This is a genomic window from Mycobacterium sp. NPDC050041, from assembly GCF_049541695.1.
GTDB lineage: Bacteria > Actinomycetota > Actinomycetes > Mycobacteriales > Mycobacteriaceae > Mycobacterium.
In genome coordinates this window covers 440,459-456,233 of the sequence record NZ_JBMVDG010000001.1, presented here as the reverse complement: position 1 = coordinate 456,233, position 15,775 = coordinate 440,459, and the positions used below count along the sequence as shown (strand labels likewise).

Annotated in this window: 16 protein-coding genes; 7 read left to right on the top strand and 9 right to left on the bottom strand. The window is 68.7% G+C overall.

Translation table 11 applies throughout. The features are described 5' to 3' along the window. Positions 1–3 precede the first annotated feature (3 nt). The gene (locus ACPCHZ_RS02340; RefSeq protein ID WP_423483260.1) at positions 4–327 is read right to left on the bottom strand and encodes a hypothetical protein; all 324 of its coding nucleotides are present in this window, start codon (positions 325–327) and stop codon (positions 4–6) included. 57 nt (positions 328–384) lie between these two features. Between ACPCHZ_RS02340 and ACPCHZ_RS02335 the strand changes: the two genes are divergently transcribed. Beyond that, positions 385–1,308 carry an ADP-ribosylglycohydrolase family protein gene (locus ACPCHZ_RS02335; protein WP_423483259.1) on the top strand — a complete coding sequence of 308 codons (924 nt, stop codon included), beginning with the start codon at positions 385–387 and terminating at the stop codon, positions 1,306–1,308. A 27-nt stretch (positions 1,309–1,335) separates the two neighbouring features. Here the strand turns inward: ACPCHZ_RS02335 and ACPCHZ_RS02330 are convergent, their stop codons facing one another. The 7 genes from ACPCHZ_RS02330 to ACPCHZ_RS02300 all read right to left on the bottom strand — a co-directional run bounded on the left by ACPCHZ_RS02330 (position 1,336) and on the right by ACPCHZ_RS02300 (position 9,728). Beyond that, the gene (locus ACPCHZ_RS02330) at positions 1,336–2,349 is read right to left on the bottom strand and encodes an aminotransferase class IV (RefSeq protein ID WP_423483258.1); all 1,014 of its coding nucleotides are present in this window, start codon (positions 2,347–2,349) and stop codon (positions 1,336–1,338) included. 35 nt (positions 2,350–2,384) lie between these two features. After that, positions 2,385–3,881: an APC family permease gene (locus ACPCHZ_RS02325; RefSeq protein ID WP_423483257.1), complete on the bottom strand. Its 1,497-nt coding sequence runs from the start codon at positions 3,879–3,881 to the stop codon at positions 2,385–2,387. Between the two features lie 150 nt (positions 3,882–4,031). Further along, positions 4,032–4,991, bottom strand: a complete 960-nt coding sequence (locus tag ACPCHZ_RS02320) for a LysR family transcriptional regulator (RefSeq protein ID WP_423483256.1) — start codon at positions 4,989–4,991, stop codon at positions 4,032–4,034. Between the two features lie 53 nt (positions 4,992–5,044). Then, a complete protein-coding gene (locus ACPCHZ_RS02315) occupies positions 5,045–7,231 on the bottom strand; it encodes an acyl-CoA dehydrogenase (protein ID WP_423483255.1) in 2,187 nt (728 codons plus the stop codon). A 51-nt stretch (positions 7,232–7,282) separates the two neighbouring features. After that, positions 7,283–8,227, bottom strand: a complete 945-nt coding sequence (locus ACPCHZ_RS02310) for an NAD(P)-dependent oxidoreductase (protein WP_423483783.1) — start codon at positions 8,225–8,227, stop codon at positions 7,283–7,285. 55 nt (positions 8,228–8,282) lie between these two features. Next, positions 8,283–9,416: an alpha/beta hydrolase gene (locus tag ACPCHZ_RS02305; RefSeq protein ID WP_423483254.1), complete on the bottom strand. Its 1,134-nt coding sequence runs from the start codon at positions 9,414–9,416 to the stop codon at positions 8,283–8,285. Between the two features lie 123 nt (positions 9,417–9,539). Further along, positions 9,540–9,728: a hypothetical protein gene (locus tag ACPCHZ_RS02300; protein ID WP_423483253.1), complete on the bottom strand. Its 189-nt coding sequence runs from the start codon at positions 9,726–9,728 to the stop codon at positions 9,540–9,542. A 101-nt stretch (positions 9,729–9,829) separates the two neighbouring features. Here ACPCHZ_RS02300 and ACPCHZ_RS02295 point away from each other — a divergent pair, with 101 nt between their 5' ends. After that, a complete protein-coding gene (locus ACPCHZ_RS02295; RefSeq protein ID WP_423483252.1) occupies positions 9,830–10,417 on the top strand; it encodes a VOC family protein in 588 nt (195 codons plus the stop codon). Here ACPCHZ_RS02295 and ACPCHZ_RS02290 read toward each other — a convergent pair. Further along, positions 10,389–11,012 (bottom strand): TetR/AcrR family transcriptional regulator, encoded by a 624-nt coding sequence (locus ACPCHZ_RS02290; protein WP_423483251.1) that lies wholly within the window; start codon positions 11,010–11,012, stop codon positions 10,389–10,391. The genes ACPCHZ_RS02295 and ACPCHZ_RS02290 overlap by 29 nt on opposite strands. Before the next feature lie 81 nt (positions 11,013–11,093). Here ACPCHZ_RS02290 and ACPCHZ_RS02285 point away from each other — a divergent pair, with 81 nt between their 5' ends. From ACPCHZ_RS02285 to ACPCHZ_RS02265, 5 genes are all read left to right on the top strand, one after another. Further along, a complete protein-coding gene (locus tag ACPCHZ_RS02285) occupies positions 11,094–12,005 on the top strand; it encodes an oxygenase MpaB family protein (protein ID WP_423483250.1) in 912 nt (303 codons plus the stop codon). A gap of 66 nt (positions 12,006–12,071) precedes the next feature. Then, the gene (locus ACPCHZ_RS02280) at positions 12,072–12,890 is read left to right on the top strand and encodes a helix-turn-helix transcriptional regulator (RefSeq protein WP_423483249.1); all 819 of its coding nucleotides are present in this window, start codon (positions 12,072–12,074) and stop codon (positions 12,888–12,890) included. A gap of 128 nt (positions 12,891–13,018) precedes the next feature. Then, on the top strand, positions 13,019–13,540 hold the full coding sequence (locus ACPCHZ_RS02275; protein WP_423483248.1) for a nuclear transport factor 2 family protein: 522 nt from the start codon (positions 13,019–13,021) through the stop codon (positions 13,538–13,540). 8 nt (positions 13,541–13,548) lie between these two features. Continuing rightward, positions 13,549–14,610, top strand: a complete 1,062-nt coding sequence (locus tag ACPCHZ_RS02270; protein ID WP_423483247.1) for an aldo/keto reductase — start codon at positions 13,549–13,551, stop codon at positions 14,608–14,610. Positions 14,611–14,740: 130 nt separating this feature from the next. Then, positions 14,741–15,634 carry a class I SAM-dependent methyltransferase gene (locus ACPCHZ_RS02265; RefSeq protein ID WP_423483246.1) on the top strand — a complete coding sequence of 298 codons (894 nt, stop codon included), beginning with the start codon at positions 14,741–14,743 and terminating at the stop codon, positions 15,632–15,634. The last annotated feature ends 141 nt before the right edge of the window (positions 15,635–15,775 follow it).

The window sequence follows — 15,775 nt, the reverse complement described above, 5'->3', positions numbered from 1 at the left end:
GCGTCAGGCGACGGCCTGCACCGCCATGATGGCCGCGCCGGGTATCGACAGCGCCACCAGCATCAGCGCGAGCAGGAACCACCCGGCGCCCTGCCAGGCCGGCCAGGCGCCACGCGCCTTCCACACCCGGTAGGTCTTCACGAAGGCGCCGATGCCGCCGAGCAACAGGATGGCCGGCACCGTCGAGGCCACCACCAATGAATCGCGCGCAGCAAGCGCGTAGATCGCGAACGCGATGCCCGCCACCACGACGACCACGGCGGTGTAGGTGATCGCCGCCCGGAAGGTCGGCGGATCGTCCCACCGCTTCTCCACATCGTTGGTCATGGACACCGGCTACCCGGACCGATCGCCTCGAACCGTCTCGCGGGGCAGGCTGGGGACATGACGGCCCTCGAGGACAGGATCCGCGCGGCGCTCGTGGCGTTCGCCGTCGGGGACGCCACAGGTGTGCCCTGGGAGGGTTACCGGCCTGCGGCCATCGACCCCGGCGCCGTGGCGGAGGTGCCGCGTCGGGCGGGGTGGCCGCCGGGCGCCACCTCCGATGACACGGCACTGATCCTGCTGGTGGCCGACTACCTCGCCGACCACGGCGCCGAGGTGGACGAGCGGGACTTCCTGACCCGTCTCGCCGACGCGGTGCCCGGCATCCGCGGGATCGGTCCGAGCACCCACGCCGCCGTCGAACGATTCGGTCGAACCGGCAGTCTGCGTGCGCCCACCGGCGACACGAACGGCGCGGCCATGCGGTCACTGCCGATCGGCTGGGGCATCCCGACGGCGGCGGCCGGGCTGCGGCGCCGCGTCGTGACGCGGCTGTCCCGCACCACCCATGGCGCCGCGGGGGCGACCGGCGCCGCCTGCGTGGTGACGGCGATGGCCGCGGCGGCCGTCGAAGCGGCCGGCATCGATGACCTCCTCGACGCGGCGTCCACCGAGATCCGTTACCTCAGAGGCCGGTTCGCCAGGCCGGACACCGTGTGGGCGCCGTTGTCCGACGCCGTCACCGGCCGTTGGCAGCCGGGTCACGACGGTGTGTCGCTCGACGGGATCGAGACGGCGGCCGCGGCCATCACGGTGGTCCGGCGATCCGGACAGCACCGCTGGGGTCTGGCCGACGCGGCGCGCGATGCCGTCATGCTCGGCGGCGATACCGACACCGTCGCGGCGCTGGCCTGCGGAATCCTCGGCGGGCTGGGACACCTCGACATGGACGTTCCCTGGCTTCCCGCGCTGGCGCTGCCGGAGCCCGGCCGGCTGGATCGCAGTGCTGCGGCGCTGGCGGCGCTTCGCGCGACGCTCGCCTGACGCCGCGGGCTGCCCGCTCCCGCCGCCTCAGTACTCGATGGCTTCGATCAGTGGGCCGGGCTCGTCCATCAGGGCCCAGAACCGGTCCCGGATCGCGACGGTCATCGGGCCGGGCGCGCCGTCGCCTACCGGCTCACCGTCGAGCGAGTTGATGGGGGTGACGCCACCGGCGGTGGTGACGGCCATCAGCTCGTCGGCGTCATAGAGCTCGTGGCTGGTGACGTCGCGCAGCGTGGCCTCGATGCCCATCGCGTCGGCGAGCTCGAACACCGTCTTACGGGTGATGCCCGGCAACGCGTTTCGTGACGGCGACGCCAGTACGCCGTCCTTGACGACGCAGACGTTGAACCCCGGGCCCTCGGCGACACAGTTGTCCGAGTCGAGCAGGATCGCGGTCCGCGCGCCGCGGTCCTTGGCCTCGAAGCTGGCGGCCGTCAGATCGCCCCACTGGTAGTTCTTGATCGTCGGGTCGACGGTGTTTCGGCCGGCGCGACGCACATGGCGGGGGACGATCGCGGTGGTGCCGAAGATCTGCTCCTGGGGTGGGAACGCCCACAGGTACGGGATCGCGTAGATGTACACCTGGTGGGCGAGCTTCGTCAGGTCCTTCTCGCCCTTGCGTTTTCCGTAGCCCCGCGTGACCGTGAGGTTCACGAACGACTCACGGAGTTGCGAGAGGCTGACGCAGCGTTTGGTGATGTCGGCGAGTTCGTCCTTGGTCATCCCCGCGTCGAGGCGCAGCTTGCGGGCGCCGTCTAGCAACCGATCGAGATGGTCACCGAGCCGGAAGATGTTGCCGTGCCAGACATGTGCGACCGTATAGGTCAGGTCGGAGTGGCCGAACCCGGTGTCGAAGATCGAGATCCTGGCGTCCTCGGCGGGCATGTACTCGCCCTCGATCCACGCCACGCCGCCGGCGAACGGACTCGAGGTGTCGAGTTCGTAGTCGCTGTACTGGATCACCGAACCGGGCGGAGTGGCCTCGCGGATGGCGCCGGGCTCGACGGCGACGAGATTGCTGGTGCCGAGAGTGCTGGTCATGTTGTGTCCTTTCGAAAGTGTTGACTGTCAGGAAGTCAGGACGGGTGCGTCTTGGCGTAATCGGGCCCCGCCTCACCAGTGGCCAATCGCCTGCGTAACCCGGTCGCCGCCCAAGCGCCGGCCAGCACGACGAGGCCCAGGAAGACCCACTTGTTGCCTGCGAACTGGGGCAGCAGGATGAGCGCCGCACACACCAGGGAGAACACGATGAGGCCGACGATGTAGATCGGCATCCGCGCGCGGCCGAGGTCGAAGGTGCCCGGTTCGGCAGCGGGGATGGTGCCTCGGCGGTGCCCGATGATCAGGGCGACGGTCTGCAGCACATAGGTGGCGAAGACGGCGAGTGCCGAGAGCCCCAGGATGAGGAAGAAGGCCTTCTCGCTGACCAGGGCCAACAGCAACAGCGCCGTCGAGAGGCCGAACAGTCCGAGCACCGCATATGTGGGCGTGCGGTTGGTGGGGGAGACGTGCCGCCACACTTGCGAGAACGGCAGCATGTTGTCGCGTGCCATCGAGTACGTCAGCCTCGTCGCGACCAGGATGTTGGCCAGGATGCACGCCATCACATTGGTGAGTGCCACGGCGACGATGATCTTCGTGACCACTGGGCCCACCTGCTGGGTGATGATCTCCTCGATCGGTGCGGCGCCGTTGGCCTCGACGGCTGCGGCGTCCTTGATCGCCAGCACGTAGACGACGTACATCAGGAACTCGATGATGATCGAGGCGGTCAGCGCGTAGAACATCGTGCGGGGGATGATCCGCCGCGCGTCCTTGGTCTCCTCGGCGACGTCGGCGCTGGCCTCGACACCGATCAAGCCGAAGAACGGTCCGAGTGACGCGGCCAGCCACGCGACGATGTAGGGAGTGCTGCCCTCGGAGGTGCCGCCGGTGAAGAGCACCGAGAACGACTGGTGGTTCTCCGGCGCGGAGAAGGCGACGATCGCCACCAGGATCGTCGCGCCGATGGTGATCACGAACTCCAGGCTGACGCCGATGTTGTTGACCATCGTGGCGAAGCGCACGCCGTAGAGGTTGACGAGCATGCAGACCGCCATCACTCCGATGGCGACGAAGATCTGGACGGTCTGCGTCATGTCCCAGCCGAACAGGCCGCCGAGATAGCCGGACAGGATGAAACCGACGCCGGTCATCCCGCAGACCCATCCCGCGAGAGCCATCACGCCCGTGAACCACGCGAGCGTCGAGCCGTGGATCCTGCTCGTCCACTGGTACGCGTAGCCGGCCAACGGGATCTTCGCGGTGAGGTCGGCGGCGATGAACACCCAGATCAGGAACACTGCAGCGGCGAGCAGCAGCGTCCACACGAAGGGTGCACCCGCTGTGAAGTAGCCCGCACCGAAGCCGGTGAACACCGCCGTGGTGGCGCTGATCGTCGCGAAGCCGATGGCGAAGGACGCAAGCTTGCCGACGGAGCGGTCCAGTTTCTGGGTATAGCCGAAATCTGACAGCCGGGCGTCTTCGTCGTCCGTCGGTGGCGGTGTGGTGACTGCGGGGGCGGTGTCGGTCATCAGATGCTCCTGTCGGAGGGTCGAACAGGGTTTGCGCCTCACTCGGGGATGGGGCTGGTCGAGTGATCCGAGGAAACCCCACTTCAGCGCGCCTGGGAAGTTCCGATTACTGATCTACTGATAAGCGCGCGTTATCAGCGACGCCATTGATCAGTAATACGTCGCTGCACGTTCCGTCGACTGGCCGTCCCCGAAATTCCACTCGTTGCGCACTTGGCGGATGAGCGCCGTCGCCTCCTCGCTCAGTCCCGCAGGGTGCCACGCCAGCGCGGTGTAATTCCGTGGGCGGTCGACGATCGGTACGTAGGCGATGCTCTGGCGGTTGTACAGGCGCGCGCTCGCCTCACTGGTGAAACTGATGCCCAGCCCCCGCGCGATGGTGGTGGTCTCCTCTTCGTACGTTGCGGCAACGGCGGCGACCGTCGCAGGCTTGCCGTTCCTGGCGTCCATGGCCATCCAGTAGTCCCGCCACCGCCCCGCACTCGTTGGCGCGACGACAATCGGGTCGTCGAGCAACTCCGTGATCGACAACTCGGACCGGTGTGCCAGGCGGTGATCGCGGGGCAGGCAGGCCACCCAGTCCTCGGCGTCGAGAATGAGCATCCGATGGTCGGGGAGGTCGACCGGTGGCCTGATGATCGCCACTTCGGTGGTGCGGTCGGCGAGGCCGGCCGTCGGGTCGGAGAAATCGAACTCCCTTGTCTCCAAGGTGATCTCGGGGTGGGCCGCCTCGAAGTGGCGCACCAGGCGGAACAGCAGGTCGGCGCCGGTGCCGATCAGGTAGCCGAGTTTGATGCGGCGGCGGTGCGAGGAGAGCGCAACGAGCTGCTCGAAGGCCGAATCGACTCCGTGCAGCGCCTCACGCACCGTCGGCCACCAGAGCCGGCCCATCTCTGTGAGCGTCACCTCACGTGTGCTGCGAGTGAAGAGCTGCACACCGACCTGATGCTCGAGGTGTTTGATCGCCGTCGACAACGCGGGCTGGGTGATGAACAGGCGTTCGGCGGCGCGCCGGTAGTTCAGTTCCTCGCCGAGCACGACGAAGTACCGCAGCTGCCTCAGCGTGACGTCGGCGCTCGTGGTGGACCTCCTCGCGAGTGTGAACCCCACGACGAGTCTGGCACCGAAACCGTCGCGAGGTTCACGCTCGGGCGAGCGGCGGCCTACGGGTCGCGCGGCAGGCCGAGCAGCCGTTCGGCGATGATGTTCAGCTGCACCTCGGTGGTGCCGCCGTAGATCGTGGTGGCCCGGCTGCCGAGGAGGTACTCGACCCACTTGCCCGGCAGCGTCTTCGGGTCGCCGATCACGCCGTCGGTGCCGAAGGACGAGACCGCGAATTCCGCGTAGCCCTGGCCGGTGCGCATCGAGAGCAGCTTGGAGATCGCCGCCGACGGCATCGCGTCGCCGCCCGCGAGGGTGAGCAGCGTCGAGCGCAGGTTGAGCAGCTTGGCGGCATGGCCCTCGGCGATCAGCTGCCCGGCGCGGTGCTGCGCGATCTGGTCGAACTGCCCCTCGCGCACGAAGTCGACGAAGCCCTCGAGGTTGGCCAGGAACGGCGGCTCACTGCTGCCGATCGACACCCGCTCGTTGGTCAGCGTGTTGCGGCTGACCTCCCATCCCCGATCGACCTCGCCGAGCACCAGATCGTCGGGCACGAACACGTCGTCGATGAAGACCGTGTTGAACATCGCGTTGCCGGTCAGTTCGCGCAGCGGTTTGACCTCGACGCCGTCACTGGCCATGTCCAGCAGGAAGTAGGTGATGCCGTTGTGTTTCGGCGCGCTCGGATCCGTACGCGCCAGCAGGGCACCCCACTGCGAGTACTGGGCGCCGGTGGTCCAGATCTTCTGGCCGGTGATGCGCCAGCCGCCGTCGACCTTGGTGGCCTTGGTGGTGAGGCTCGCGAGGTCCGAACCCGCGCCGGGCTCGGAGAAGAGCTGGCACCAGATCATCTCGCCGCGGAACGTCGGCGGGAGGAAACGCTGCTTCTGCTCGTCGGTGCCGAACGCGACGATCGACGGGATCAGCCAGGCGGCGATGCCCATCTGCGGGCGCTTCACCCGCCCGGAGGCGAATTCCTGGGCGATGAGGATCTGCTCGACGGGGGCGGCCGCCCGGCCCCACGGCCTGGGCAGGTGCGGTTGCACCCAGCCGCCCTCGACGATCGCGGTGATGCGCTCGCCTCGCTCCATGTCCTTGAGCGCGGCGACCTCGGCGCGGATCTCCTCGCGCAGCTTCTCGGTGTCCGGATCGAGGTCGATGTCGATGCTGCGCATGCCGGTGGCCGTCGCGGTGTCGACGACCTGCTGGGTGTAGTCGGCGGTCCGGCCGAAACTCGCCGCGAGCGCAAGCGCCCGCCGGTAGTACACGTTGGTGTCGTGTTCCCAGGTGAAGCCGATGCCGCCGTGCACCTGGATGCACTCCTGGGCGCAGTGCTGACCGGCTGCGGGCGCCAGGGTGGCCGCCACCGCGGCCGCGAATTCGTAACTGTTGTCCGGATTTTCGCGGGCCTCGTCGATCGCTCGGGCCGCGTCCCACACGGCGGCGGTGGCCCGTTCGGTGTCGGCGATCATCTCGGCGCACTTGTGCTTGATCGCCTGGAACTGGCCGATGGGCCTGCCGAACTGCTCGCGGATCTTGGCGTAGCCGGTGGCTGTGTCGGTGGCCCACCGCGCGACCCCGATGGCTTCGGCGGACAGCAGGGTCGAGATGAGCGCGCGGGCCAGGGCGCGGCTGACGTTCGACAGCACCCGGTCCTCGGACACCTCGACGGCGTTGGCGCGCACGTCGGCGACCGGCCGCAGCGGGTCGACGCTCTGGACGGGTTCGATCTCGAGTGCGTCGGCGTCGAGTACCACCCACTCCTCACCGCTTTCGATCGCGACGGGCAACACCAGCACCGAGGCCTGGGCGGCCGCGGGTACGGCGCGCACCTCGCCGCGGATGACCAGGCCGTCACCGTGGCGGGTGGCGGTCAGGCCGGAGTCGATGGCGTAGGAGGCGATGACCTCACCCGAGGCCAGTCCGCTCAGCGCGTCGGTCTCGGCGTCGTGCGCGGCGATGAGCGCACTGGCGATCGCCGACGGGACGAACGGGCCGGGCACCGCGCCGTAGCCGAATTCCGCGACCACGATCGCCAACTCGAGGATCCCGAACCCCTGGCCTCCGACGCCCTCAGCCAGGTGCACTCCCTGCAGACCCTGCTCGGCCGCGGCCTTCCAGAACGGCGGCGGATTGGGGATCGGGTTCTCGAGTGCCTCGTGCAGCACCTCCGACGGCGCGACGCGCGCGACCAGGGACCGCACCGATTCGGCGAGGTCAGTGTGTTCGGGGGTGATCGCAATGGGCATGCCGTGCCTCCTGGGGCGCCGTCCCTATTAACCGGTCGGTTGGGAGCCAGGTTACCCCGGCTGGTTCACCACGTTCACCAGGTCCCGGCCCTCATGCAGGCGCAGGCAGTTCTCCACCCCTTCTGCCAGGTAGCGACGCATGGTGTCCGCCGTGTACCAGGCCACGTGCGGCGTCACGACCACGTTGGCCAGGCCGAACAGCGGATGGTCGGCGGGCGCGGGCTCCTCGCCGAAGACGTCGAGGCCCGCAGCGGCCAGCCGTCCGGAGCGCAGCGCATCCGCCATGGCGGCCTCGTCGACGATCGGCCCGCGCGAGGTGTTGACGAGCACCGCCCCCGGCCTCATGCGGGCAAGGGCCGCCCGGTCCAGCAGTCCGGCGGTGTGTGCGGTCAGCGGAAGGTGCAGGGAGACGACGTCACTGGTCGCCAGCAGATCGGGCAGTGTCCGCCAGCCCGGACGGCCGTCGTCGCGAGTGCTGGTGTGCAGCACCGTCGCCCCCATCACGGCGACGACGGCGGCCACCCGCTGTGCGACGTTGCCGTAACCGACCAGACCGACTGTCGCACCGCCGATGTCGCGCACGGTCTCGCCCAGACTCGGATCCGTTGGCCAGCCCTCGCCGGCTCGGGTGGCGCGGTCGAGCTCCGGCAACCGGCGTAGCGCGGCGAGCATGAGCAGAACGGTGCCCTCTGCCACCGAGGGGGCGTTGGCGCCCGGCATGTTGGCGACCGCGATGCCGCGTTCGGTCGCCGCATCGACGTCGATGGTGTTCACCCCGGCCCCGAGCTTGTGGATGAGGCGGCAGCGGGTGGCCCGCCGGACGTCGTCTCCCGACAGCGGCCGAAGAACATGCCAGATCACGTCCGCGCCCGGCAGCTCGCGGTGCAGGGTGGCGTCGTCTTCCTCGGCGCAGAATCGCACGTCGAGCCAGTCGGACTCGGCAGCGAGGAGATCGAGCACCTTCTGCCCGGGCGTGAAGTGCGCCAGCACCCGCACGGTCACAGCACCTCCCGTGCCGGCGATGCGCATGCGGCGTCGCCGACGACGGAGTCTAACGCCAGTGCTTGCCGATCCACTTGGCGACGAGATCGGCCTTCTCGCTGCGTGCACCCGGGGTGGTGAAGTAGTGGTCGGAGTCGATCGAGCGCATCGTCTTGTCCTCACTCGCCAGAGCGCCGCAGATGCGCTGGGCATCGGAGGGGAAAACGCCGGTGTCCTGCTCGGCGTTGATGATCAGGGCGGGGCAGGTGATGCGCGCGAGGTGCGGCTCTGCCCGTGTCTGGGAGTGCCGCAGGCTCCACATACTGATCCAGTTGCGCAATGTGCATGCCGAAGCGACGCCGTGCGCCGAGCGGTTCGCCTTCGCCGGCGGTCCGACGTAACACATGTTCGGTGGCCGCTTGCTCGCATCGAGGGTGGGGTCGACCATGCGCGGGTCCGCCCAGGTGCGCATCACGTTGAACGGGCGGTCGGAGAAGCCGGCGGCCTGCACCCGCTTCAACTCGGCCTCGGCCCAGTCGGTGATCGCCTCGTTGCGTACGACCTGGGCCGCGCGGTAGCTCTTCACGAACTCGGCCGAGTAGGGCGGCCCGTTGCCCATGTCGAACAGGTCGAGATCGGGATCGGTTGCCACCGGGTCCTTCTCGTCGATCACAGCGGCGTCCATCCAGGCGGTGAGCACGTCGGGCCTGCCGGGATGTGCCGCGCTGGCGATGTAGCCGTCGGCGGGCGGCAGGTCCATGAAGCCGGCCGCCGGGCGCATCCCGTCCAGCGGAGTGATGTGGCGGTCCAGCGCCTGCGCCTGGTATGCGGCCATCAGCGACCCACCGCCCGAATTGCCAAGCAACACAACGGTTTCGATGTTCTGTACCTCACGCAGATATCGGACACCGACACCGATGTCGACCAGCGCGTGATCGAGCAGGAAGCTGCTCTCGAATCCGCGGAACCGGGTGTTCCAGCCCAGGAACCCGATGCCGCGGGTGGCCATGTACTCCGCGAGGTAGTGCTCGGAGAAGTCGATCTGGTAGTGCGCGGCGATCATCGCGACCTTGGGCTTACGGCCCACACCCCGGTAATAGATGCCCTGACAGGGGTGCCCGCCGGAGCCGGCCCGGCGGGCGGTGGGCGAGTCGAGCCCCACGAACTCGCGGGTGACCCCCGGTGTTCCTGCTGTCCTGGTCATGTTCCCCCAGCCCCCTGGTGGTAGATCGTCCGACGGAAGACGTCGGCGGGGGTGGAGGCGCACGCGTCGTCGTCGGCGTTGCGCGCAGCCTCGCCCCCCGACCATCGTGTGTAGCAGAAGTGGTCACCCATCGACAGCACCGCCACGGCACATCGGCAGTTCGCGCATGTCGGAACGGTATTCGGCGAGGCGATCGTCGACCAAGGCCAGGCTTCCCTCGCGGGTGGGCGCCGTGGGCGCCGACGAGTCGGTGGCCGCACGGTTATGCCGGCCACCGGCGGTGGGCAGGGCGTGGCGGGGCACGGTCGTCACAGCCGGTGAACCCCTCTCCGGGCATTGAGCGGGTCTGAATGCGATGTTAGATTCAGTTCTGCCGCTTGACCGGTTTTTCGCCATAACCACAGGAGCCGAGCATGATCAAGCCGCACAATCCGAATCGCGAATTCGAGCTCGGCGGAATCAACCATGTGGCACTGGTTTGTTCGGACATGGAGAAGACGGTCGACTTCTACAGCAATGTGCTGGGTATGCCCCTGATCAAGTCGCTCGATCTGCCGGGTGGCGTGGGTCAGCACTTCTTCTTCGACGCCGGGAACGGTGACTGCGTCGCATTCTTCTGGTTCCGCGATGCGCCGGACGGGGTGCCGGGGGTGTCCTCGCCCGCGGCGATCCCGGGCATCGGCGAGATCGTCAGTGCGACGGGGTCGATGAACCACCTGGCGTTCCACGTGCCCGCAGAGAAGTTCGACGAGTATCGCCGCAAGCTCAAGGAGAAGGGCGTGCGCGTCGGGCCCGTTCTCAATCACGACGAGAGTGAGATGCAGGTGTCGGCGACGGTTCATCCCGGTGTCTACGTGCGATCGTTCTACTTCTTCGATCCCGATGGCGTCACACTCGAGTTCGCCTGCTGGACACGTGAATTCACCGACGAAGAGGCGCAGACTCCGCCCAAGACGGCGGCCGACCGGTCGCTCAGTCGCGGAAGAGCCGCGGCGCACTGAGGTCGTCGATGATCGCCGTCAGCTGGTCGACGAGCTGATCGGGAGCCAGCGCCAGCTCGCCGTCCAGCCAGGCGCTGATGGTCTGCCCGACGCCGCCGACGACGAAATGTGCTGTCGCCTTGATGCGTTCGTTCGGGTCGCGACGAAGCGCTGCACTGACGTGCTGGCCGGAGAGCATGGCGAACAGGGCGCCTGATTCTGCACGCTTGCGCACCACGACGGCGTTGGACAGCTGCGAGCTGAACAGCAGGCGGCCGATGCGGGCGTCACCGTCGACCGTGCGCACGATCTCGGCCATCACCGCCCGCGTCCGGTCCTTCGGTGTCGCCGCGGCCGCCGCGGCCTGGGTGGTGGCCGCGATGTCGGCGATCACCCAGTCGAACACCGCGCCGACGAAGTCGTCCTTGTCGATGAAGCCCTCGTAGAAGTACCGGACGCCGACACCGGCCTGCCGGCAGATCGCCCGCACCGTGAGGTCCGCCAGGTCGTCGCCTGCGGAGCCGAGCAGGGCGAGACCGGCCTCGAGGAACCGGCGCCTGCGCTGGGCCAGCCGTTCGGGCGCCTCGACGCCGCGATAGGGCCGGACCTGTGCCATCCAGCCATCTTGACACCCGTCAGCGGGGCAGGGCAATATCAGGAAACATTCGTTATCACTTTTATCGACGAGGAGTGCCCGATGACGGTCACCGAGCCGGTCCCGCACGTCGAGCGCCCGGTGAGCGAGCCCGCGCGGCCGCGGGCGGCAGCCCGCCCGTCGCTGCTCTCCATGCGCAGGGCCACCCGCGACGACGGCCTGATGGGGGTGGCGCTGCTGGCCGGTCCCGCGAACGTGATCATGCAACTGGCGCGGCCCGGCGTCGGCTACGGCGTCTACGAGAGCCGCGTCGACAGCGGCCGCATCGATCTGCATCCGATCAAGCGGGCCCGCACAACGTTCACCTACCTGGCCGTCGCCACCCGCGGCACCGAGGCGCAGAAGGCGGCCTACCGGCGCGCGGTGAACACGGCGCACGCGCAGGTCTACTCGACCGACGAGAGCCCGGTGAAGTACCACGCGTTCGACAAGGACCTGCAGCTGTGGGTGGCCGCGTGTCTGTACAAGGGCGGCGTCGACATCCAGCGCATCTTCATCGGCGAGATGGACGACGAGACCGCCGACGAGCACTACCGCGAGAGTGCGACGCTCGGCACGACCCTGCAGGTGCCACTCGAGATGTGGCCTGCCGACCGTGCGGCGTTCGACAAGTACTGGCAGGAGTCGCTCGACCAGGTCCACATCGACGACACGGTGCGCGAGTACCTGTTCCCCATCGCCGCGGGCCGCGTCCGCGGCGTGAAGCTGCCGCTCGCCGTCCAGCGCCGCCTCGATGCGGCCAACCTGCTGATCACCACCGGCTTTCTGCCGCAACGGTTCCGCGAGGAGATGCGGTTGCCGTGGGACGCCGGACGCCAGCGCCGGTTCGACCGCCTGATGGCCGTGCTGCGGACGGCGAACGACCTGGCGCCGGGCTTCATCCGGCAGTTCCCGTTCAACGTCCTGCTCAAGGACCTCGACCGGCGCATCCGCACCGGCAAGCCGTTGGTCTAGTGTCGGCGAGCGGAGCGGGCCGGCCCGGAGCGGGGCTCGCCGCGCAAGACCGGTCCGGAGGTCGGGATGTGGGGGACGGGATCCACCGAAGTCGGCTGTCCGGCGGGGACCGTGGAGGTCAACCGGCTTCCTCCGCACCGGGCAGACGGGTTCACCTCGCGCAGTGAACCGTTCGGATTCGGGGTGTCGTTCACCGGCCACCGCGCGGCGGAGATCCGCGTGGGGTCGGAGGCCTCGCAGGTCCGGTCCTTCACTGCGGGCACGGTCGGGTTGACCGGCCCGCGCAGCATCACCTGGCTCGACGTTGCCGAACCCTCCGAGAGCGTGGACATCCGTCCGACCGTTGCGCTGCTCGAGGAGGTTGGCGCGCGCACCGGCTGCCGCTGGGCGGACCTGGAGGAGTACCGCCAGCTGCCCGATGACGACGTCGTCTGGGGCACGTGTGTCGCGTTCCGCGCGGTGGTCCTTCGCGGCGCCGCGGTGGCGCCGTCCGCCGCGTCAGCACTGATCGAAAATGTGGCGCTGCACGTCGCGGTGACCCATCTCGGCGGCCGACGCCCTCGTGGGTACGGCGGCCGGCTCGACGCCGCCACGCTGAGGCGGGTGGGCGTCCACCTGCGCGCCCATCACCGCCGGGTGGTGACGCTAGACGAGATGGCCGCAGTTGCGGTGATGAGCCCGTACCACTTTCACCGAGCATTCCGGCGGACCGTCGGTGTCACACCGGCGACCTATGCGATGGGCATCCGGATGGAGCGTGCGCACCGTTCGCTCTCCGCAGGCGCCACGGTGCGCGCGACGGCCGACGAGGTCGGCATCGCTGACATGTCGCAGTTCCGCAGGACTTACCGGCGGTTCTTCGGCGATCCCGGCGCAGCGTTCTGAGGCAGTCCCCTTGGGGTCCACACGGACCGATCTTGCTCATTTCGCGTTCGATCGGTGCCCGGTACGGGCGGCCGTACTAGCGTCGGTTCGGTCACGGCCGAGGAAGCGCTGCTCGCGGAGGGACCCTGATGAAAACCGTGGTGATGACAGCAGCAGTGCTGATGTCGACGTTCGGGATGACGGCCGTGCCAGGCGCGGCGCAGACCGGCTCGTTGACCACCGAGGATCGGCTGGCGATCACCGACGCCGTCACGGGTGTCGGGCTGTTCGCGGATCTGCGCCAGTGGGAGCGGGTGGGCGCACTGCTGGCCGACGAGGTGACCACTGACTACGTCAGTGTGTTCGGCGGTGAGCCGGCCACGGTGACGCGCGCGGCCCTGCTGGAGCAGTGGCGCGCCACGCTCGGCGGTCTGGACGCCACCCAGCACCAGATCACCAACGTGGTGGTGTCGCCGGAGGGTGCGGGTGCGATCGCGCTCTCACATGTGCGGGCTGCGCACTGGTTCGACGGTCGGTCCTGGACACTCGGCGGGGTCTACACCCACCATCTACGACACGGGCCCGCCGGCTGGCAGGTCACCGTCATGGCGATACAGCGGCTCTACGAAGAAGGCGACCGCGGCGTACTGCAGGCCGCGGCACGGTCATAGGACGCTTCATGCGGTATCGACTCCTCGGCAACAGCGGCCTGCGGGTCTCCGAGATAGCTCTGGGAACAATGACTTTCGGTGCCGAGGGGTGGGGTACCGGGGAGGGCGAGGCAGGTGCCATCTACTCGGCCTTCCGCGACGCCGGCGGCAACTTCGTCGACACGGCGAACGAGATCTACGCCGCGGGCCGTTCGGAGGAGTACCTCGGCCGGCTGATCACCGGGCACCGCCACGAGGTGGTCATCGCCACCAAATACACCGATGCGCCGCCGGGCACCGACCCCAACGCCGCAGGCAACAGCCGCAAGTCCATGGTGCAGTCGGTCGAACGGTCGCTGCGGCGGCTGGGAACCGACTACGTCGACCTGTTGTGGGTGCACGCCTGGGACTTCCTCACTCCGGAGACCGAGGTGATGCGCGCGCTCGACGACCTGGTCCGCTCCGGCAAGGTCCTGTACGTGGGGATCTCGGACGCGCCGGCATGGGTGGTGGCGCGCTGTCACACGATCGCGGAACTACGCGGCTGGTCGCCGTTCGTCGGCCTGCAGATCGAGTACAACCTGATCGAGCGCACCCCGGAGCGCGAACTCCTTCCCATGGCCCGCGCACTCGACATCACCGTGGTGGCGTGGTCACCGCTGGCTTCGGGCATCCTCAGCGGCAAGTACGCCGACGACGGCCGGGTGGGCCAGGGCGGCCGGCGTCTGGACACCGTCAGCTTCCGAGCACTCGACGAGAGAAGCCTGGCGGTCGCCCGCGCAGTCGGCGACGTCGCCGCCCAGCTGGGACGTTCGTCGCCGCAGGTGGCGCTGGCGTGGTTGCGTCAACGGCAGCCCGCACAGGTCATCCCGATCATCGGCGCTCGCACGGTAGCGCAGTTCGAGGACAACGCCGGATGTCTGCTGGTGACGCTCGACGCCGACATCATGACGCGCCTCGACGAGGTCAGCGCAGTGTCGATGGGGTTCCCGACCGACTTCCTGGCCACGACGAGTGAGCCCACCTACGGCGGCATGCTCGAGCGCATCGACTTTCACCGCGACCGCGGGATGTGGCCTGCGCCGGAGTGATCCGGCGAGCAGACACGTGCGCCGAGACTACGGTTGTTGACGGGAATCGGCGGAAAACGTGTCAACAACCGTAGTCTCGGCGGGCTCAGCGGCCAGGATCCTGTCAGCGAGGCGGCGTAGCCTCACTCGCGTGCGCACCGACGACGACTCATGGGACATCACCACCTCGGTCGGCTCCACGGCCTTGTTCGTCGCCGCGTCGCGGGCGCTTGAGGCGCAGAAGGCCGAGCCGCTGGCCGTCGACCCCTTCGCCGAAGTCTTCTGCCGCGCGGTCGGCGGTGACTGGTCCGCCCTGCTGGACGGCAAGGCGCCCGACCACCCGCTCGCCTCGGAGTTCGGCGCGGCCTTCGTTGACTTCCAGGGCGCACGCACCCGCTACTTCGACTCGTACTTCACCGCCGCCGCCGAAGCCGGTGTGCGGCAGGTCGTCCTGGTCGCGGCGGGCCTGGACTCGCGGGCCTACCGGCTGCCGTGGCGGGACGGCACCGTCGTCTACGAACTGGACCAGCCCCAGGTTCTGCAGTTCAAGCGGGAGGTCCTCGCGGCCCACGGTGACACCCCGCGCGCCGAACGCCGCGAAGTGGCGATCGATCTGCGCGACGACTGGCCGGCCGCGCTCGCCGACGGCGGATTCGACCCTGCGGCGCCGTCGGCGTGGCTCGCCGAAGGGCTGCTGATGTACCTGCCCGGCACCGCGCAGGAGCAATTGTTCGCCGGCATCGACAGGCTTGCCGCGGCAGGCAGCCGGGTCGCGGTCGAGGAGGCCACGCCGATGCCGTCGGCGGTGTTCGAGGCAAAGCGTGCCGAGGAGCGGGCAGCCGGTGCGGACAACTCGTTCTTCACGCTGATCTACAACGAGCAGCACGCGCCCGCCCAGGACTGGTTCACCGCCCGCGAGTGGACCGCCGAAACCACCCGTCTCGCCGATTACCTGCGGCGAGTCGGCCGCCCGGTGCCGGCGGCCGACACCGACGCGGGCCCGATGTTCCAGACGATCTCCCTGGTCAGCGCCGTCAAGCGGTGACCTGGCTCACGTTTGTGGGCGAGACCGTGAGTCTCGACAGTGAGGCTAGGTAATGCTAACTTTCAGCAAAAGTTAGCTTTGCCTACATAAGGGGAGAAAACGGGGGCTGCCCGGCGGGACTGTTCCGCCCGGGGTTCGCTT